Genomic DNA, 18,109 nt, shown 5'->3' with positions numbered 1-18,109 from the left:
TTTTAAGACACGCCTTCCGTCACTTTGTGTTCCATCAGCAGGCTGTCGCCCGTGCGGCCCAGGAGATCATCCATCTCCCTGAAGCCCGCCTTCCTGTAGGCCTTCACGGCGCGCAGGTTGGCCGGATCCGGATCGATCAGGATCCTTTTATGGCCATCCTGCTGCAATTTGCGAACAAATGCCTGCAATACCTTCGTTCCAAGTCCCCTGGAGAGGCTGTCGCCATCGGCAATCGAGAGGTCAACTCCAACTGCGTCCAGCGGCAGCAGAACCACCCAGGGATATTCAGAGACGACCTCGGGGCCCTGCTGGTCCTTCACGAACCAGACCTGAATATAGCCCGTCTCGCGGCCGTCAATTTCAAAGATGAAAGGCTGCGTCGTGTCGCGCCCTTCGATCATGTCGCGGATGTAGCCAAGCTCCGTCTCGGGGTCTCCCCACCACTCACGCCAGTGCGGACGTGCCATCCAATCCGCCAGGAGCGGCAGATCTTCAGCTGAAACGGGGCGAAACGACACCATGGAGGATTACTCGGCCGTGTCCAGGGATTCCACTGTCACACTGGCATTGGTGTAGACACAGATTTCCGCTGCAACCGCCATGGCCTTGCGGGCAATGGTTTCGGCATCAAAATCCGTATCCGCCAGAGCCCGTCCCGCGGCCAGCGCATAATTGCCGCCAGAGCCGATGCCCATGACGCCGCCTTCGGGCTCAAGCACGTCTCCGGTGCCGGTCAGGACCAGGGAGACATTCTTGTCCGCGACCAGCATCATCGCTTCCAGCCGGCGCAGGTACCGGTCCGTGCGCCAGTCCTTGGCCAGCTCCACGCAGGCGCGCATCAACTGGCCCGGATATTGTTCCAGCTTGGCCTCAAGGCGCTCGAACAGGGTGAAAGCATCGGCGGTCGCCCCGGCAAAGCCGGCGATCACCTCGCCCTTTGCCAGCAGGCGTACCTTGCGCGCGGAGTGTTTGATCACCGTCTGGCCCAGGGAAACCTGGCCGTCGCCGGCGATCACCACCTTGCCGCCCTTGCGCACCATCATGATCGTCGTCCCGTGCCACTGGGCCGGTTCGCGCCTCTCGCTCATGCAGTCCTCACAACAGTTTTCTTTGCTGCCGCCCTATGTAAGCGGCAATCACGGCTTTTCCAAGCGGTCAAAAGAGAGATGGCTGTCCGGCCCGGTGCAACGGCCCGCTATCCGGTCGTCATCTCGATGCGCGTTGCCCGCATCAGCGCATCGACCAGCTTGTCCAGCTGACCGGCCACGCGTTCGTCGGTCAGATCACCCTTGTCATCAAATGCGTTGGAGGCCCTTTGGACCGAAACCATCTGCGGCAGGACCATCGCCCCAAGCCCGACTTCCAGGATCGTGCGCATGCCGATCAGGCCGCGCATGCCGCCGAACCCGCCCGGAGAGGCGGCCCCAAGTGCAAATACCTTGTTCCTGTAGGGGTCCCCGGGCTCCTTTACCCGGCTGATCCAGTCGAGTGTGTTTTTCAAGAGCGGGGTAATGCCCGCATTGTATTCCGGGCAGGTAAGGAAAATGCCATCCTGCGCCTGGAAATGCTTGTGAAGCTTGCGTGCATTTTCCGGCGTTCCGTCAGCGTCTTCCAGGTCGCCGTCATAGATCGGCAAGGGATAGTCCTTCAGCGACAGATGCGTGATCTCGGCGTCGAGGATCGCAAGTTTCTTTGCAGCCAGCGCTGCCAGTTTTGCATTCAAAGATGCACTCCGGCTCGAGCCGGAACAGACAAGAATTTTCGGTGTAAGCATGGATAGTCTCTAACCAGGGATTCGTGCGAAGAAACCTAGTGCAGACAGCGCGTGCAGAAAAGGTGTCGCACACCAATGGCATCAGAACGCATCAGGCCGGGCAGACCCCATCATGAAACGACTTGCTACTCCCCTTCTTTTTCTGAATATCGTCGGCGCGGCCTGGGCCCAGCAGGCCTACAGTCCACAGGAGTTGCGGCAAGTTGCTGAAATGGCGGTTCTGGCGACCTATTGCGGCATGCCGGATGCAAGGCGGACAATAGACCGTTATGCGAAGGGCATTCCCGGCTACGACCGCGTCGTTGCAAACATGTCAGCGGAACTTGCTTCCGGCAGAAAACCTGACAGCGGCGCCTGCGCACTCGGGCAGAATATCATGCCTGGTGTCTTGCGCGGCCTGAAGGCCAATCCGCCTCTGCGCTAATCCGGAGAACCGGTCTCAGTGCCCCTTGCGGTAGACCCAGACCCTGGCCGGCGGCAGGTTCTTCCAGACCCATTCGGAGCTGTAGACAGATATGCCCCGGCCCGCCGGTTTGACCGGAGCGACCAGCCCGTAGGAAAACTGGATGAACGGCGCACCGGGTTTCAGCAGTTCGAGAGCTTCGGCAAGCAACGCCTTGCGGGCCGGCTCAGGCCGGGTCAGCAAGGGCAGTGACGACACGATGCCATCAAGGGAATGGCGGCCGTCCGACTTTCCTTCCGGAAGCCGGTTTGCGGCAGACAGCGTCCCCCGCAGTGCATAGGCATCGCCCTGCACCACATTCAGGCCCGGATAGCGGCGCGTCAGGAGATCACAGAATTCCGGGCAATATTCGATGAGTGTCAGCTGCGAATGGGCATAGCCCCGGTCAAACAGCGCCTTGGTGACGACGCCGGTTCCCGGTCCAAGTTCCACGACCGATGCATTCGGCCGCGGTGCCAAGTAGGAGGCCATTTTCGCCGCAAGTTCCGGTCCGGACGGTGTGACCGCGCCTGTCCTGAGTGGGTTCTGCGCCCAGGAGCGGATGAATTTCACTTCATCCAGAACCTTCGCCCGCACGGCATTGGCCTTTTCGAACTTCTCCCAAAGGGCATCCCGACGGCTGAAATTGCGCTTCTGCATCTGTCCTCACTCACCCATGAGCTGGGAATATAGGAACGATTGCAAGGAGATGCTATGGGCAAGCGCACACAATGCGTGCCTTTACCCTGCTAAATTGCACAAGGTTCAGTGAAGACACCGTGACCAATCAGGCCCCGAGATTGTCGATGAAGTCCTTGACCTTCGAAAAGAAGCCTGCGGATTCCGGATGATTTTCACCGGAAGATTCCTTTTCGAACTCCGCCAGCAACTCCCGCTGGCGACGGGTCAGGTTGGTCGGCGTTTCCACGGTCACCTGAATATACATGTCACCGTGCTGGCTGGAGCGCATGATCGGCATGCCCTTGCCGCGCAGCCGGAACTGTTTGCCGGTCTGCGTGCCTTCCGGCACCTTGACCCGGCTGGTGGCCCCCTCGACGGTCGGAACGTCGAACTGGCCGCCAAGCGTTGCTGTCGACATGGAAATCGGCACGCGGCAATAAAGATCGGCGCCATCGCGCTGGAAAAGATCGTGCGGCCTGATCGACAGGAAGATGTAAAGGTCGCCGGCCGGACCGCCGCGTACACCCGCTTCCCCTTCCCCGGCCAGCCGGATACGGGTGCCGTCTTCGATACCGGCCGGAATGTTGACGGAGAGCGTGCGCTCCTGCGTCTTGCGTCCGGCACCACCACAATCCTCGCAAGGGTCGGTGATCACCTGACCACGCCCCTGACAACTCGGACAGGTGCGCTCCAGCGTGAAAAAGCCCTGGGCTGCACGCACTCGGCCGGAGCCGCCACAGGTGCGGCAAGTGGTCGGGCTGGTACCGGGCTTGGCACCGGAGCCGGTGCAAGTGTCGCAGATGACACTGGTCGGAACTTCGATTTCCACCGTCTTGCCGGCGAAAGCGTCTTCCAGGGTAATGTCGAGATTGTAGCGCAGGTCAGCCCCACGCTCGCGGCCACCGGACCGGCGGCCGCCACCGCCCATGCCGAAGAACTCTTCGAAGATGTCCGACATGGTGGAGGAGAAATCATGAGCGCCTGCGCCGCCACCGCCACCAAAGCCGCCGTTTTCAAAGGCTGCATGGCCAAAACGGTCATAGGCGGCACGCTTCTGGCCGTCCTTCAGCGTGTCATAGGCTTCGTTGACTTCCTTGAACCGGGCTTCGGCTTCCGCATCGCCCGGATTGCGGTCCGGGTGGTATTGCATGGCCATTTTACGGTAGGCGCTTTTCAGCGCCTTTTCGTCCGCTTCGCGCGAAACACCCAGCACCTCGTAGAAATCGCGTTTCGACATCAAGATCTCTCGGTCTTGTTGTTGCACCGCTGGCAGCCCTGCCTGAGCCGGCGCCAATTACGGCGAAGGCGCCGGGCACTTGTGCCCTTGTCATCAGGCAATCAGCAGCCGGCGCCGGGATAAGGACAGCCAGCCGGAAACCGGCTGGCTGAAGGTTTGTTATGCGGACTTCTTGTCGTCGTCTTCCTTGACTTCCTCGAAGTCGGCATCGACGACATCGTCGTCTTCCTTCTTGGCTTCGGCCTCTTCACCGCCTTCAGCTTCCGCGTCGGCCTGAGCCGCCTGATACATGGCTTCGCCAAGTTTCATGGAGGCTTCTGCCAGAGCCTGGGTCTTGGCCTTGATGTCCTCAAGGTCTTCGCCTTCAAGCGCGGACTTCAAAGCTTCCAGAGCGCTCTCGATCGCGGACTTGTCGTCTTCGGTGACCTTGTCACCATAGTCCTTGAGCGATTTCTCGGTGGAATGGACCAGGGATTCACCCTGGTTCTTGGCTTCCACCAGCTCTTTACGCTTCTTGTCCTCATCGGCGTGGGATTCAGCGTCCTTGATCATCTGGTCGATGTCGTTGTCGCTGAGGCCACCGGAGGCCTGGATGCGGATCTGCTGTTCCTTGCCCGTGCCCTTGTCTTTCGCCGACACATTGACGATGCCGTTGGCATCGATGTCGAAGGTGACTTCGATCTGCGGCACACCGCGCGGTGCAGGCGGCAGGCCGACCAGGTCGAACTGACCAAGAACCTTGTTGTCCGCAGCCATTTCACGCTCGCCCTGGAAGACACGGATGGTCACGGCCGTCTGATTGTCTTCAGCGGTCGAGAACACCTGGCTCTTCTTGGTCGGGATCGTCGTGTTGCGGTCGATCAGGCGGGTGAAGACACCACCGAGGGTCTCGATGCCGAGCGACAGCGGGGTCACGTCGAGCAGGAGAACGTCCTTGACGTCGCCCTGCAGAACGCCGGCCTGGATCGCAGCACCCATGGCCACGACTTCATCCGGGTTCACACCCTTATGCGACTCCTTGCCGAAGAACGTGTTCACGGTTTCCTGGATCTTCGGCATGCGGGTCATGCCGCCGACCAGAACCACTTCGTCGATATCTCCGGCGGTAAGGCCGGCATCCTTCAGAGCGGCCTTCATCGGCGCGATGGTGCGCTTGACCAGATCCTCGACCAGCGATTCGAACTTCGCACGGGTCAGTTTCAGGGTCAGGTGCTTCGGACCGGAGGCATCCGCCGTGATGAACGGCAGGTTGATCTCGGTCTGGGACGAAGACGACAGTTCGATCTTTGCTTTTTCAGCAGCCTCTTTCAGGCGCTGAAGTGCAAGCTTGTCGTTCTTCAGATCAATGCCCTGGTCCTTCTTGAATTCGGACGCCAGGTAGTCGACCAGAACCATGTCGAAGTCTTCACCACCGAGGAAGGTGTCGCCGTTGGTGGACTTCACTTCGAAGACACCGTCGCCGATTTCCAGGACGGACACGTCGAAGGTACCGCCGCCAAGGTCGTAGACCGCGATGGTCTTGCCGTCGTTCTTGTCGAGGCCGTATGCCAACGCTGCCGCGGTCGGCTCGTTGATGATACGCAGGACTTCAAGACCAGCGATCTTGCCGGCGTCCTTGGTCGCCTGCCGCTGAGCATCGTTGAAGTAGGCCGGAACGGTGATGACCGCCTGGGTCACGCTCTCGCCAAGATAGCTTTCAGCGGTTTCCTTCATTTTCTGAAGGATGAACGCGGAAACCTGCGACGGGGAGTATTTTTCACCGTTGGCTTCCACCCATGCATCGCCATTGTCCGCCTTGACGATTTCGAACGGAACCAGTTTCTGGTCCTTCGCAACGGTCGGATCGTCGAACCGGCGGCCGATCAGGCGCTTGACTGCAAAAAGGGTGTTGGTCGGGTTCGTGACCGCCTGGCGTTTTGCCGGCTGGCCAACAAGACGCTCTCCATCGTCGGAGAATGCCACCATGGATGGGGTGGTGCGGGCGCCTTCTGCGTTTTCGATAACTTTGGAATCTTTACCGTCCATGACGGCGACGCACGAGTTCGTCGTGCCGAGGTCGATACCAATGACCTTTGCCATATCTGCCTCTCTTTCTAGCAAACCGGAGGGACCCATGAAGGCGTCAATCCGGCTCCTCTCACTTGGGTTCCGGGAGCTGCCCGGACATCGCGCCGGAGGTTGCCCTCAGGATTTGGCGCGAAGCTTGACCGCTATATAGGTGGAGGAAACTTTGCCTGCAAGCCATCTCTGGCCCACGGAACGCAATCAGAGCGTTTCTTCGAAAGTTCTTTGGAAATGGTTACCGGCACCAGGCCTTTCCACAAGCCGGTGAACACAGCGGACCAATCCGTTTCGCATTTCGGAAAGGCTTTGCCGGTAGCCTTCAAGTTCCTATCAATCGACACCCAGACCGAGGAGGCTGTTTTGAAAGAGCCCGCGTTGTGGAGCCGGATCGCGGCATGTCATCCGGACGACGTTGACGCTGATCTTCCCTTCTCGCACCGGCTAGCCCGCGACAATGGCTGGACGGTGCCGTTCGCGCAGCAGGTAATCACCGAATATCAGCGCTTTGCCTATTTAAGCCAGCTCGGGCAAGGCATGGTCACGCCCAGTGATGAAGTCGATCAGGCCTGGCATCTGCACCTGACCTACACCCGGCACTACTGGGGGCCTTTCAAGGACGCGCTTGGTGGCGCTCTGCATCACATGCCCACCAAGGGCGGGCCGGACCAGGCAAGACTGTTCAGACAGACTTACGCACAGACGCTCGATCTCTACCGGGCCGAATTCGGCGAGCCGCCAGAAGACATCTGGCCCGACGAAACAATCCGCTTCGGCCGTGCACCGCATTTCAGGCGGGTGAATGTCCGGGAGGTCTGGCTGCTGCCGAAACCTGGAAGGCCCGTTTTCGCCAGGGCTGGACTGCGACGACTGGCAAAGATTCCCGTGCGGGTTTATGGAGCGGTTCTTGCGCTTGCCGCCGCCCTGTTCGGCACGGGACTGGCGATGGCGCATGGCACTCCGGAAGGCGATACCTATCTTGAAATGGCCAACAGTATGGTCTGGCACTGGGCGCTTGAACACACTTTCTGGTTCGCCGTTGGTGTCTTCATTATCGCAGCCGTTCTGGCCGCCCTCCTCAACAAGGCCGCCGGCAAGTCTTCCGGTTGCGGATCAGGGTGCGGCGGCGGTGGAGATGGCGGGTCAGGGTGCGGGTCCGGCTGCGGGGGCTGCGGCAGCTGAACATTCGCGCTACAAGGCCTGATGCAGGACATCACGTTCAACGACCATTCCGGTCTTCGCTATCTGCCGGAATATTTCGACCGGGCTTCCCAGGAAGCGCTTCTTGAAGCTGTGCGATCGGTCGTTGCCGAGGCGCCGCTCTATCAACCCGTCATGCCGCGGACGGGCAAGCCGTTTTCGGTAAAGATGAGCAATTGCGGCCCACTCGGATGGGTGTCGGACATCAAAGGCTACCGCTACCAGCCGCTGCATCCGGATACCGGTCGTGCCTGGCCTGCCATGCCGGATCAGCTGAAAGACCTCTGGTCGTCCGTGGCGCCGGACGCTCCGCCGGCCGAAGCCTGCCTGATCAATTTTTACCAAGCCGGCGCCCGCATGGGCCTGCACCAGGACCGCGACGAGGACATGTTCGACGCACCGGTGATTTCCGTCTCACTCGGCGACACCGCGACATTCCGCGTCGGCGGCACCACACGCAAGGACCCCACACGGTCGTTCCGGCTGAACTCCGGCGACGTGGTCGTGCTTGGCGGTGAGGCCCGTCTAGCCTATCACGGCATCGACCGGGTGCTTGCCGGCACGTCCACGCTCTTGAAAAACGGCGGCCGGATCAATTTGACATTGCGGCGCGTGACAGCGGCCTGAGGCCAGATCCACCTGCGAGCCATCCTCAGATCATCGCCAGGATCGCGGCGCTTGCAATCACGATGTTGGACAGCAGGCAAAGCACAAAAGCCATGGTCCTCGGGCCACCTGCCACCCGTCCGACGCCGGAATAATAGACCGCCCAGAAGACCAGCCGCGCGACCAGATAGACTGCTGCAGCAGCATTGATGACCAGGGGCGAAGCTCCTCCGGCTATTGCAACCAGCGTCGCTGCAATGAAGGCCGGGAAACTCTCGGCGGAGTTTTGGTAGGTTCTAACGGCCCTGAAGCTCAGCTTCGAATGATCGTGCCGCAATGGCAAACCCGGGACCTGCTCCTCCTTGGCGTAGGCCAGGGGAGCGGTCAGAAAGTTCTGAACCAGAATGACCATCGACAGGATGGCAATCACCAAAAACGCGGGTTGGTAAGCTCCCAGATAGGGAACAGCTTTAAACAGGTTTTCCATCTTTCAATCCGCTCTTTGACAAAACTCCTGCCTTTCATGCCACGCATCTATTTATGTTAAAGAACATATTTTGAGATCGGATAAGCTGTCCGTATCAGCTGATGGAGCAAGCATTGCCTTATAGCGCCGACCACAAATCAAGAACGCGGAAACGGATCGTCGAGCAGGCCAGGATCCTGTTTAACCGTCACGGGTTCAGCGAAGTCTCCATCGACACGATCATGGCAGAGGCCGGCCTGACGCGCGGCGGGTTCTACAATCACTTCAGGAACAAGGAGGACCTCTATGCCGAAGCCGTTGCCTCGTTTCTCAATGGCCGCGGCAAGACCTGGCGTGATGAAGCCGGTGTGGATCCGGTCAATGGCGGTCCGCAATCCGTCAAGGACATGATCGACAGCTATCTGTCCGCCGAGCACCTCGGCGACCTGGAAGGCCAGTGCCCGATGATTGCCCTGCCTTCGGATGTTGCACGGGCAACCACGCAGGTGCGCTGTGCGTATCAGTCGCTGCTGCGGGCGATGATCTGGCTGTTTGAAAACAATCTGGGTGACGAGGAAGGCAAGCGCGACAAGGCCATTGGCCTTGCCGCCCTGTGCATCGGCGGCATGGTTTTGTCCCGCACCATTGACGATGAAGACCTGGCGGATGAAATCCGAACCGTCGCCCGCCAAACCGCGTTGACCCAGGTCGACGAAACCCTGTCTTAAGATGCCGAAACGACAAGATTGAGAAGGATTTCGTTGAAAGGCGATGGCATCATGGCTCTATCAACGCGGCGGCGTTTCACCGCAGCGCAGGCCCTGCTGCAAACGGTCATTGCTCGACATATGTCGCCTCAAAACGCACCGGAAAATTCACGGACCGGGCGATGAAGCAGACCTTGTGAATCTCTTGATGGATGGCGTCGGCCCTGGCCAGGTCGGTCCCGGCGGGTACCGTGATCGTCGGCTTCAGCACAGCGTTCAAGAACCGTCCGGCGCCCGATTGTTCCGTCTCGCCGATGCCGACCGGCCGGTCTTCATAAGACTGAACGGCAATGCCGGCGGTGCTGGCAAGGTGCAGGTACCAGAGCATGTGACAGCTGGAAAGTGCGGCCAGCAACAGGTCTTCCGGATTGTGAAGCGCCGGATCGCCACCAAGCAATGGATCGTTGGAACAGGCGACCGGAGGTTTGCCGGGTGTCCGGATCTCCCAGGTCCGGTCGTAACCGCGATAGGTTTTCGTGCCCTCACCGCGGTTGCCGGTCCAGGTGATCTGAGAGGTGTAGCTGTGTTCGGCCGTCATTGCAGTCTCCAAAATGTATACATTTATACATTTTTCATTTGCACGCTCCTGTCAAGCCGCTTATAGCCGGATGGGGAAGGAACCCTCATGTCCGCAGAGATCATCGCCGCCGCCGTCGAGGCGGATATCCTGAACGGCGTCTTCAAGCCCGGCGAAGACCTGAAGCAGGGAGACATCGCCGCACGGTTTGCCGTCAGCCGGATCCCGGTGCGCGATGCACTGCAGCTGCTGGCCTCAAGAGGACTGATCGAGCATGTCCCCAACCGGCGCGCACGGATCATTTGCCTGAACCGGAATGAGATTGACGAGGTTTTCGATCTGCGCCTGCTTCTGGAGACCGACTGCCTGAAACAGGCCATCGGCCGCCTCACACCGGCTGAACTGGACCGCATTGACGCGGCCCTTGCGCATTCCAATGTCGATGCGGGCGGAAGCAGCTGGGCACAGGGCGACTGGGCCTTTCACCGGACGCTTTATTTGCCGGCCGGGCGGATGCGGCAGCTTGCCATGATTGAGGATTTGCGCCGCACGTGCCGCATTCACATTGCCGGTTACGGCGTCCTGCCGTCGCGGACAGGGAAATGGCTGCAGGACCACGAGGAGATTGTCGCTGCCTGTCACGCAGGATCGGCCGATACCGCTGTGGCGGTGCTGTCAGACCATATCGAAGGCGCACGCCAGACACTTGTGGCAGCCCTGCCCGGAGACCCCGGCACCTGACTGTGACGCGCCGTCTCCTGGGCCGGACACGACCCGGTCCGGCCAGATCCTCGTCAGGCCAGCAGGTAGACCGAGGCAACCGCGCAAGCTGCGATCACCCACAAGGCCAGTCGTCCGGACCGGCTGTGATGCGCTTCCGCCTTGCCGATGGCTTCGGCCGTCTGCGCGTCGAAGCGAAGGCCGCTCATCGTCATCTTTTCAAGCTCTTCTGACATGCGGCCGATGCGGTCGGCGAAAAACGGCAGGTCGTTGGCAATCCGGGCCAATGCCCCCAGCGCGTCTCCGGCGTCGCGCAGCTTGCCAACCGGGCCGAGATTGTCCTTGATCCAAGACCCGACAACCGGCTCGGCTGTCTTCCACATATCGAGGTTCGGATTGAGCGAGCGCGCGACACCCTCGACCACCACCATGGTCTTCTGCAGCATGATCAGCTGGGTCTGGGTGCGCATTTCAAAGAGTTCTGTGACTTCGAACAACTGGGTCAGCAGACGCGCCATGGAGATTTCGCTGGCATCGTGACCGTGGATCGGCTCTCCGATCGCGCGGATGGCCTGGGCAAACATGTCGACGTCCTGATCAGCCGGTACGTAACCGGCCTCGAAATGCACTTCTGCGACGCGTTTGTAGTTGCGGGTGATGAAGCCGAACAGGATCTCGGCCAGGAACCGGCGTTCGCGGGTGTTCAGCCGGCCGGTGATGCCGAAGTCGACGGCCACAAGCGTTCCGTCAGGCTCGACGAACAGATTGCCCTGGTGCATGTCGGCATGAAAGAAGCCGTCCCGGAGCGTGTGCCGCAGGAAGCTCTGAATGACGGCGGCGCCAAGCGCCTCCAGATCATGACCGTCGGCTTCCAGGCCCTCGACGTCGGACATCTTCCGGCCGTCGACCCATTCCATGGTAAGCACGCCCTTGGAGGTGCGGACCCAGTCGACTTGCGGGACGCGGAACCCGGGATCCTCGGCGATGTTCTCACCCATCTCCGAAAGAGCGGCCGCCTCGAGCCGGAAATCCATTTCAATTGCGACGGACTGGGCCAGCGTGTCGACCACGGCGACCGGGCGCAGCCGCCGCGAAGGCGGATGGAACCGTTCGGCTAGCCGCGCAACCAGGTAATAGCTTTCAAGATCGCGCTTGAACCGGCGTGACACGCCGGGCCGCAAAACCTTGACCGCGACCTTGTGCTCGTTGCCGTCCCGGTCGCGCACGACCGCCGGATGCACCTGGGCAATGGAGGCGGCGGCCACGGCTTCGCCAAACTCGACAAAGATCTCGTCCACCGGCCGGCCCAACTGCTCTGCCACCGCCGCCCTGGCGGCCTCGTGGTCGAACGCCGGCAGCCGGTCCTGCAGGGCGGACAGTTCACGCGCGGCCTCCTTGCCAACCACGTCCGCCCGGGTTGCCAGGAACTGGCCCAGCTTGACGTAGGAGGGCCCCAACTTGTTGAGCGCGTCGGAGAGACGCAGATCAGCACTCTTGGCCTTGACCGACCGACGCTCAAGAAGGCGGGCCATGGCAATCGCCATGCGCGGTGCGGCCGGCAGATCCGGCAGATGCACCAGGCCGAACACACCCTCGCGTGCCATGACGAAACCCGCCCGGACGAGGCGGAGAAAAGGCATCACCGGAAGGGCCATCGATCAGAACTTCCAACCGTAATGCAGGGCGGCAATGCCGCCGGAGTAATTTCTGAAGCCAACCCGCTCAAATCCGGCCTCGCGGATCATGTCGGCAAAGCGTTCCTGGTTCGGAAACTTGCGGATCGATTCCACCAGGTACTGGTAAGGGTCGCCGTCCCCGGTGACCCAGCGGCCCATGGCCGGGATCGCATTGAAGGAAAACGTGTCATAGACCTTGTCCAGCACCGGCACGTCGACCTCGGAAAACTCCAGGCACAGGAACCGGCCGCCACGTTTCAGAACCCGGCGCGCTTCGCGCAGGGCTTTCGGAATGTCCGGGACATTTCGAATGCCGAAGGCGATCGTGTAGGCATCAAAGCTCTTGTCGGGAAAGGGCAGCTCTTCGGCATTTCCTTGCGAGAAGGTGATCAGGTCCGACAATCCGGCCTTTTCGGCACGGTCGCGCCCCACCTGAAGCATGGAATTGTTGATGTCGCAGACCGTTGCCTTCACGGTATCGCCGGAGCGATTGACGACACGTGTCGCAATGTCACCGGTGCCACCGGCGACGTCCAGCAGTCTCCAATCGGAGGCCGGGGCTTTCGGTGGCGCCAGGAACGACACCATCGCGTCCTTCCACACCCGGTGGAAGCCGCCCGACATCATGTCGTTCATCAGGTCATAGCGCTCTGCCACCTTGTGAAAGACATCGTCCACCAAGGCCTGTTTCCGCCCTTCGGCAACCTTGGTGAAGCCAAAGCTGGTCGGCATGTCCTCAGGTGCCCGACCGGCCGTGCCCGATTGTCCCTGCGCCTGCTGCGTCATCAATGTGTCTCCGGATCCCGCCACCTTGAACCGGCTGCACGGGTCATCGTGAATATCTGTCGTTAAAGTGGCCGGACCATAGTACAAGCGCCCGGCGAGCGCTATCTTTGCCGGCGACCAAAACCTATATGCCGCAGGCCTATAGCCTGCCCCAAGCGCGGATACCAGATCTCAGATGCCCGAATTGCCGGAAGTTGAAACCGTCAGGCGCGGCCTGGCCCCGACCTTTGAAGGTGCCCTGATCACCCGGGTGGACCAGAACCGGGCGGATCTCCGCTTCCCTTTTCCGGAAAACTTCGTGGATCGCCTGACAGGCCGCAGGCTGACCGCGCTGTCCCGTCGGTCCAAATATCTGCTCGGCGATATCGATAGCGGCGACGTGCTGGTGATGCATCTGGGCATGTCCGGCTCCTTCCGGATCGAAAGCGGAGAGCTGGCAGAGGTCCCAGGCAACTTCACGCATGATCGCAGCAAGGATCCCAAACACGATCATGTCGTGTTCCATCTGGAACCGGAAAACGGCACACAGGCCCGCATACTCTACAATGACCCCCGCCGCTTCGGCTTCATGGATCTGATTGCCCGGCCTTCCCTCGCGGAGCACCCGTTCTTTCGCGACCTTGGCATGGAACCACTCGGCAATGACCTTAGTGGCCAGACGCTGGCCAACCTTTTTGCCGGACGCAAGAGCAACCTGAAGGCGGCGCTTCTCAATCAGAAACTGATCGCGGGCCTGGGCAATATATATGTCTGTGAAGCGCTCTGGCGCACCGGGCTCAGCCCGGAGCGTGCGGCCGGGTCCCTGGTCACCAAATCGGGCCGGCCGACAAAAAAGGCCGAGGCCCTTGCCGACAACATCCGGGAAACGCTGCAGGACGCCATCCGCGCAGGTGGATCCTCCTTGCGCGACCACACCCAGGCGGACGGTACGCTCGGCTATTTCCAGCATTCCTTTGCGGTTTACGACCGGGAAGGCGAACCATGCCGCACGCCTGGATGTGGCGGCACGATCCAGCGTCTGGTCCAGTCCAACCGGTCGACCTTCCACTGCCCCGACTGCCAGACCTGACCGTTCGGCCAAGCTTGCGGACCTGCCGCTGGTCGGCTAGGCATGACGCGTCAAATTCAGTTATTCGGGGACCTCACCGGGTCACGTCCGCATTCTGCGGTCCTGATGGTCCAAGGGTCCCACTATTGGGAGCGGGCAAATGGGATATGAGAACATCCGTGTTGAAAAGCGCGGCAAAGTCGGACTGATCACGCTGGACCGGCCAAAGGCCCTGAATGCGCTGAACTCGGACCTGATTGCCGAGCTCGGCACGGCCCTTGACGGCTTCGACGCGGATGACCGGATCGGCTGCGTGGTGATCACCGGTTCGGAAAAGGCCTTTGCCGCGGGCGCCGACATCAAGGAGATGCAGCCCCATAATTTCGCCACCGCCTACCAGACCGACCTGATCACGCCGTTTGACCGGGTGTCGCGCAACCGCAAGCCGATCATTGCCGCTGTTGCCGGTTATGCACTTGGCGGTGGCTGCGAGCTGGCCATGCTTTGCGATTTCATCATCGCTGCGGACACGGCCAAGTTCGGCCAGCCGGAGATTACGCTCGGTGTTATTCCGGGTGCGGGCGGCACGCAGCGGCTGACCCGTTTTGTCGGCAAGTCCAAAGCCATGGAAATGGTTCTGACCGGGCGCATGATGGATGCCGAAGAAGCCGAGCGCAGCGGGCTCGTCAGCCGGATCGTTCCCGCGGACGATCTGCTGGAAGAAGCCCTCAAGGCAGCGGACAAGATCGCCGATTTCTCGCTTCCGGTCGTCATGATGGCCAAGGAGAGCGTCGACAGGGCCTATGAAACGACCCTTGCCGAGGGTGTCCGCTTCGAGCGGCGCGTCTTCCAGGCCCTGTTTGCGCTGGAAGATCAGAATGAAGGCATGACCGCGTTTACCGAGAAGCGTTCCCCGGATTTCCGGAACAAATAATATCGGTCAAACAGCGACAAAGCCGTTGACGACAGGCGCAGGCGCGATTATAAGCAGCGCCCAATCGGTGGCGGATTTCCGCCGCCGTTGTTTTTTGATCGGGTCTTGCTGCCCTCGTGCCTTGGTCCCGATCGCCACCGGACACTAGTCCCAATTACCGATCAGGATTGAGCCCATGGCCAACACACCATCGGCCAAGAAGGCGGCCCGCAAGATTGCCCGCCAGACGGCCACGAACAAAAACCGCCGCAGCCGCGTGCGCACCTATCTGCGCAAGGTTGAAGAGGCGATTGCCTCGGGCGACCAGGCTGTTGCCAATGAAGCCTTCAAGGCTGCACAGCCGGAGATCATGCGCGCTGCCTCCAAGGGCGTGATGCATGCAAACACGGCGTCCCGGAAGGTTTCCCGTCTCAATGCCCGTATCAAGGCACTTGGCGCGTAACCCAACCGTCACATGAGCGTTAAAAAGACCCGGCCAGCGTGCCGGGTTTTTTTTAGCCACGCAATTTTGTGGATGATCAAATTCGACAACCAAAACGAGCAATATCGCGATTTCTACCGAGTATTATGCTGTCATGGAAACCGTATTCTTTTCAATAACTTACAAACATGTAGGTTTGGGGAAAGCCGATCGAACCGGATTCGATACGAGTCAAGGTATCTGTTCCGAAATTTTTTTTGAAATCGTCGTTTTCTAATTGTGACAAAGCCGCTGAGGGCAAAAAGTCATTGCCGTAAAAAGCATTTGCTCTTTCGTCGCACGGGAGGCAAAACGCCTCAACAAGGGCACCAAAACCGCCACTTCCCGGCAATCGCCAAAACACGCGGTTGCCCCGTCGGTCGCGGTCTGTATATTAACAATACGGCTGGCGCGAAAGACCAGCGGACAACCTAAAAACGGTGCTTGGAACAAAATGAATAAGTTTAATCGAAAAATAGCTGAGCACATGGCATACAGACCGTGGGATGAATACATTGACGTATTCATTTCTGACGGTGCCTAGCATCCCGCTAGACTGAATTTTTCTTCCCGAAAACTTGATAACTATTATTCGACAATAGCGCTTCGCTATTGTAGGGGGCGGCTGTGCAAATCGACGGTGGATACGCTGGTAATGTGACCGCGCAGGAGGCTTTCGAGAAGCTTTCCGGGCAGGAACTCTCTGTTCTTGTCGATGTGCGGACCCAGGCGGAATGGGCCTTTGTCGGACTTCCGGACCTGCGTCCGGTCGACAAGGAACCGATGCTTGTGGAATGGCAGAGCTTTCCGTCTTCCGGCCCAAATCCGGAATTTGCAAAGTCCGTTTCGGACCTGTTGGTCAAAAAAGGACTTGACCAGAGCGCGCCGATCTATTTTCTGTGCCGCTCCGGAGCGCGGAGTCAGGCGGCAGCGATCGCCCTGACACAGGCCGGCTTCGAAAAGTGCTTTAATATCTCAGACGGTTTCGAAGGCCCCCTCGACGAGGCGGGCCACCGTGGAACCCGGTCCGGTTGGAAGGCCGCCGGACTGCCTTGGATTCAAAGTTAGTTTCCCCGCAATAAAAGCGGGGCAGGCAATGGGACCACTCCCTTTGCCAACCCAATAACCGTCCCAAAAGGGACATTATAATGCTGCAAAAGCAGCAAGGCGTCGAAGAACGGCTGTGGCGGACTGTTCTTCACATGTACAGGAGGCAGATGACATGCAGGTTCAGGAGGCAGGCGGCTCCGAACAATGGAAACGGGTCAAGAAACAGCTTCGCGCGGAGCTGGGCGACGATGTTTTTACCAGCTGGTTCGCACGCGTCGATCTGGAAGAACATCAGGACGGCACAGTGCGTCTTTCCGTTCCGACCCGGTTTTTGAAGCAGTGGATCCAGAACAATTACAATGACCAGCTGATGGGTCTTTGGCAGCGCGAATGCGACAATGTTCACCGCATCGAGTTGACCGTTCGCGGTGCGATCCGTCCGCGTCAGGCACCGGTGGCAAAACCGAGCCTTGCCGGCCCGGACGGCGCGAAGGCAGCTGCTGACGAGGTCCAGCGCGAAACGCTGGCAGACGCGGCTCATGTGACCCGCGCCCAGGCGGCGACTGCCGCTGTCGCCCTCGGCCGCGGCGATGCCGGCTCCGACAGCACCCGGGATGTGCTGCAAGGTGCCGCACTCGATCCGAAATATACGTTCGACACGTTTGTTGAAGGGGAATCCAACAACCTGGCCCTGGCCGCTGCCCGTCAGGTCGCAGCCGGCGGCGCGGTAACGTTCAACCCGCTTTACCTGCACGCGTCCGTGGGTCTCGGCAAAACCCATCTGATGCAGGCCGTTGCCTCGAAAGCCCGCGCGAGCGGCCGCAAGGTGCTCTACCTGACGGCTGAGCACTTCATGTACAAGTTCGTGACGGCGCTGAAGTCCCAGTCCGCGCTTGCTTTCAAGGAAAACCTTCGGACCATCGACCTGCTGCTGATCGACGACATGCAGTTTCTGCACGGCAAACAGGTGCAGCAGGAATTCTGCCATACGCTGAATGCGCTGATCGACGGCGCGCGCCAGGTGATCGTTGCAGCCGACCGGGCTCCGTCCGAACTGGACACCCTGGACGACCGGGTCCGGTCGCGTCTGTCCGGCGGTCTCGTGGTCGGCATCCAGGAACCGGATTTCGTGCTTCGGCGCAATATCCTGGTGTCCCGCGTGGAAGCTGCCCGCAAAGCCTATCCTCAGTTCGACGTGCCAGACAGCGTGCTCGACTATGTTGCCCGCCACGTTGCTTCCTCCGGTCGTGACCTGGAAGGCGCCCTCAACCGCCTGATCGCACACAATCAGCTGACCAATCAGCCGATCACCCAGGAAATGGCGGAAATGACCCTGCGCGACCTGGTTCGATCCAGCGAACCGCGCCGGGTCAAGATCGAGGACATCCAGCGGGTGGTGTCGAAACACTACAACGTCACCAAGGCCGATCTCCTGTCAGCACGGCGCACCCGCACCATCGTGCGTCCGCGTCAGATTGCCATGTATCTCGCCAAGGTGATGACCCCACGCTCGCTGCCGGAAATCGGCCGCCGCTTCGGCAACAGGGATCACACGACAGTGTTGCACGCGGTGCGGAAAATCGAGGAAATGGCCCGCGCAGACTATTCTCTGGCGCAGGAGCTCGAACTGCTGAAACGCATGCTCGACGCCTAAGGGTTAAATTCCCCGATATTCAACTTAAAT

20 protein-coding genes are annotated in these 18,109 nt (G+C 60.2%); 10 read left to right on the top strand and 10 right to left on the bottom strand.

Annotated elements, in window-relative coordinates:
- Window positions 1–2 precede the first annotated feature (2 nt).
- The 3 genes from ACO6TG_RS16885 to ACO6TG_RS16875 all read right to left on the bottom strand — a co-directional run bounded on the left by ACO6TG_RS16885 (window position 3) and on the right by ACO6TG_RS16875 (window position 1,774).
- On the bottom strand, window positions 3–467 hold the full coding sequence (locus ACO6TG_RS16885) for a GNAT family N-acetyltransferase (protein ID WP_422374263.1): 465 nt from the start codon (window positions 465–467) through the stop codon (window positions 3–5).
- A 60-nt stretch (window positions 468–527) separates the two neighbouring features.
- Complete coding sequence (gene hslV, locus ACO6TG_RS16880) at window positions 528–1,088, bottom strand: ATP-dependent protease subunit HslV (protein WP_094073409.1); 561 nt, start codon at window positions 1,086–1,088, stop codon at window positions 528–530.
- 107 nt (window positions 1,089–1,195) lie between these two features.
- A complete protein-coding gene (locus ACO6TG_RS16875; protein ID WP_422374262.1) occupies window positions 1,196–1,774 on the bottom strand; it encodes an NADPH-dependent FMN reductase in 579 nt (192 codons plus the stop codon).
- Window positions 1,775–1,886: 112 nt separating this feature from the next.
- Here ACO6TG_RS16875 and ACO6TG_RS16870 point away from each other — a divergent pair, with 112 nt between their 5' ends.
- Window positions 1,887–2,198, top strand: a complete 312-nt coding sequence (locus tag ACO6TG_RS16870; RefSeq protein ID WP_422374261.1) for a hypothetical protein — start codon at window positions 1,887–1,889, stop codon at window positions 2,196–2,198.
- 15 nt (window positions 2,199–2,213) lie between these two features.
- Here ACO6TG_RS16870 and ACO6TG_RS16865 read toward each other — a convergent pair whose 3' ends face one another.
- The 3 genes from ACO6TG_RS16865 to dnaK form a co-directional block, all read right to left on the bottom strand.
- The gene (locus ACO6TG_RS16865; RefSeq protein ID WP_422374260.1) at window positions 2,214–2,876 is read right to left on the bottom strand and encodes a class I SAM-dependent methyltransferase; all 663 of its coding nucleotides are present in this window, start codon (window positions 2,874–2,876) and stop codon (window positions 2,214–2,216) included.
- Window positions 2,877–3,003: 127 nt separating this feature from the next.
- Entirely contained in the window at window positions 3,004–4,134 is a 1,131-nt protein-coding gene (gene dnaJ, locus ACO6TG_RS16860) for a molecular chaperone DnaJ (RefSeq protein ID WP_422374259.1), read from the bottom strand.
- A 159-nt stretch (window positions 4,135–4,293) separates the two neighbouring features.
- Complete coding sequence (gene dnaK / locus ACO6TG_RS16855; protein ID WP_422374258.1) at window positions 4,294–6,213, bottom strand: molecular chaperone DnaK; 1,920 nt, start codon at window positions 6,211–6,213, stop codon at window positions 4,294–4,296.
- 345 nt (window positions 6,214–6,558) lie between these two features.
- On the opposite strand from dnaK, the gene ACO6TG_RS16850 reads away from it, so the two are divergent.
- Together ACO6TG_RS16850 and ACO6TG_RS16845 are read left to right on the top strand one after the other, a co-directional pair.
- Complete coding sequence (locus ACO6TG_RS16850) at window positions 6,559–7,377, top strand: glycine-rich domain-containing protein (protein WP_422374257.1); 819 nt, start codon at window positions 6,559–6,561, stop codon at window positions 7,375–7,377.
- A gap of 21 nt (window positions 7,378–7,398) precedes the next feature.
- On the top strand, window positions 7,399–8,022 hold the full coding sequence (locus tag ACO6TG_RS16845) for an alpha-ketoglutarate-dependent dioxygenase AlkB family protein (protein ID WP_422374256.1): 624 nt from the start codon (window positions 7,399–7,401) through the stop codon (window positions 8,020–8,022).
- A 25-nt stretch (window positions 8,023–8,047) separates the two neighbouring features.
- On the opposite strand, the gene ACO6TG_RS16840 is transcribed toward ACO6TG_RS16845, so the two are convergent.
- Window positions 8,048–8,488 carry an MAPEG family protein gene (locus tag ACO6TG_RS16840; RefSeq protein WP_422374255.1) on the bottom strand — a complete coding sequence of 147 codons (441 nt, stop codon included), beginning with the start codon at window positions 8,486–8,488 and terminating at the stop codon, window positions 8,048–8,050.
- A 113-nt stretch (window positions 8,489–8,601) separates the two neighbouring features.
- Between ACO6TG_RS16840 and ACO6TG_RS16835 the strand changes: the two genes are divergently transcribed.
- On the top strand, window positions 8,602–9,195 hold the full coding sequence (locus ACO6TG_RS16835; protein ID WP_422374254.1) for a TetR/AcrR family transcriptional regulator: 594 nt from the start codon (window positions 8,602–8,604) through the stop codon (window positions 9,193–9,195).
- Window positions 9,196–9,301: 106 nt separating this feature from the next.
- Here the strand turns inward: ACO6TG_RS16835 and ACO6TG_RS16830 are convergent, their stop codons facing one another.
- Window positions 9,302–9,772 carry an OsmC family protein gene (locus ACO6TG_RS16830; RefSeq protein ID WP_422374253.1) on the bottom strand — a complete coding sequence of 157 codons (471 nt, stop codon included), beginning with the start codon at window positions 9,770–9,772 and terminating at the stop codon, window positions 9,302–9,304.
- Window positions 9,773–9,859: 87 nt separating this feature from the next.
- Between ACO6TG_RS16830 and ACO6TG_RS16825 the strand changes: the two genes are divergently transcribed.
- Complete coding sequence (locus tag ACO6TG_RS16825) at window positions 9,860–10,492, top strand: GntR family transcriptional regulator (RefSeq protein ID WP_422374252.1); 633 nt, start codon at window positions 9,860–9,862, stop codon at window positions 10,490–10,492.
- A gap of 53 nt (window positions 10,493–10,545) precedes the next feature.
- Here the strand turns inward: ACO6TG_RS16825 and ubiB are convergent, their stop codons facing one another.
- Together ubiB and ubiE are read right to left on the bottom strand one after the other, a co-directional pair.
- The gene (gene ubiB / locus ACO6TG_RS16820) at window positions 10,546–12,126 is read right to left on the bottom strand and encodes a 2-polyprenylphenol 6-hydroxylase (RefSeq protein WP_422374251.1); all 1,581 of its coding nucleotides are present in this window, start codon (window positions 12,124–12,126) and stop codon (window positions 10,546–10,548) included.
- A gap of 3 nt (window positions 12,127–12,129) precedes the next feature.
- Complete coding sequence (gene ubiE / locus ACO6TG_RS16815) at window positions 12,130–12,879, bottom strand: bifunctional demethylmenaquinone methyltransferase/2-methoxy-6-polyprenyl-1,4-benzoquinol methylase UbiE (RefSeq protein ID WP_422378898.1); 750 nt, start codon at window positions 12,877–12,879, stop codon at window positions 12,130–12,132.
- A 229-nt stretch (window positions 12,880–13,108) separates the two neighbouring features.
- Between ubiE and mutM the strand changes: the two genes are divergently transcribed.
- The 5 genes from mutM (at window position 13,109) to dnaA (ending at window position 18,079) form a co-directional block, all read left to right on the top strand.
- Window positions 13,109–14,002 carry a bifunctional DNA-formamidopyrimidine glycosylase/DNA-(apurinic or apyrimidinic site) lyase gene (mutM, locus tag ACO6TG_RS16810; protein WP_422374250.1) on the top strand — a complete coding sequence of 298 codons (894 nt, stop codon included), beginning with the start codon at window positions 13,109–13,111 and terminating at the stop codon, window positions 14,000–14,002.
- A 139-nt stretch (window positions 14,003–14,141) separates the two neighbouring features.
- Window positions 14,142–14,915: an enoyl-CoA hydratase gene (locus ACO6TG_RS16805; RefSeq protein ID WP_422374249.1), complete on the top strand. Its 774-nt coding sequence runs from the start codon at window positions 14,142–14,144 to the stop codon at window positions 14,913–14,915.
- 175 nt (window positions 14,916–15,090) lie between these two features.
- The gene (gene rpsT, locus ACO6TG_RS16800; protein WP_094073396.1) at window positions 15,091–15,357 is read left to right on the top strand and encodes a 30S ribosomal protein S20; all 267 of its coding nucleotides are present in this window, start codon (window positions 15,091–15,093) and stop codon (window positions 15,355–15,357) included.
- A gap of 645 nt (window positions 15,358–16,002) precedes the next feature.
- Window positions 16,003–16,443, top strand: coding sequence for a rhodanese-like domain-containing protein (locus ACO6TG_RS16795; RefSeq protein WP_422374248.1), 441 nt, complete (start codon window positions 16,003–16,005; stop codon window positions 16,441–16,443).
- 154 nt (window positions 16,444–16,597) lie between these two features.
- Complete coding sequence (gene dnaA, locus ACO6TG_RS16790) at window positions 16,598–18,079, top strand: chromosomal replication initiator protein DnaA (protein WP_422374247.1); 1,482 nt, start codon at window positions 16,598–16,600, stop codon at window positions 18,077–18,079.
- Window positions 18,080–18,109: the final 30 nt, after the last annotated feature.

This window comes from Roseibium sp., from assembly GCF_965233565.1.
GTDB lineage: Bacteria > Pseudomonadota > Alphaproteobacteria > Rhizobiales > Stappiaceae > Roseibium.
The sequence above is the reverse complement of the archived record's forward strand: the minus strand, read 5'-3'. Positions and strand labels throughout refer to the sequence as shown.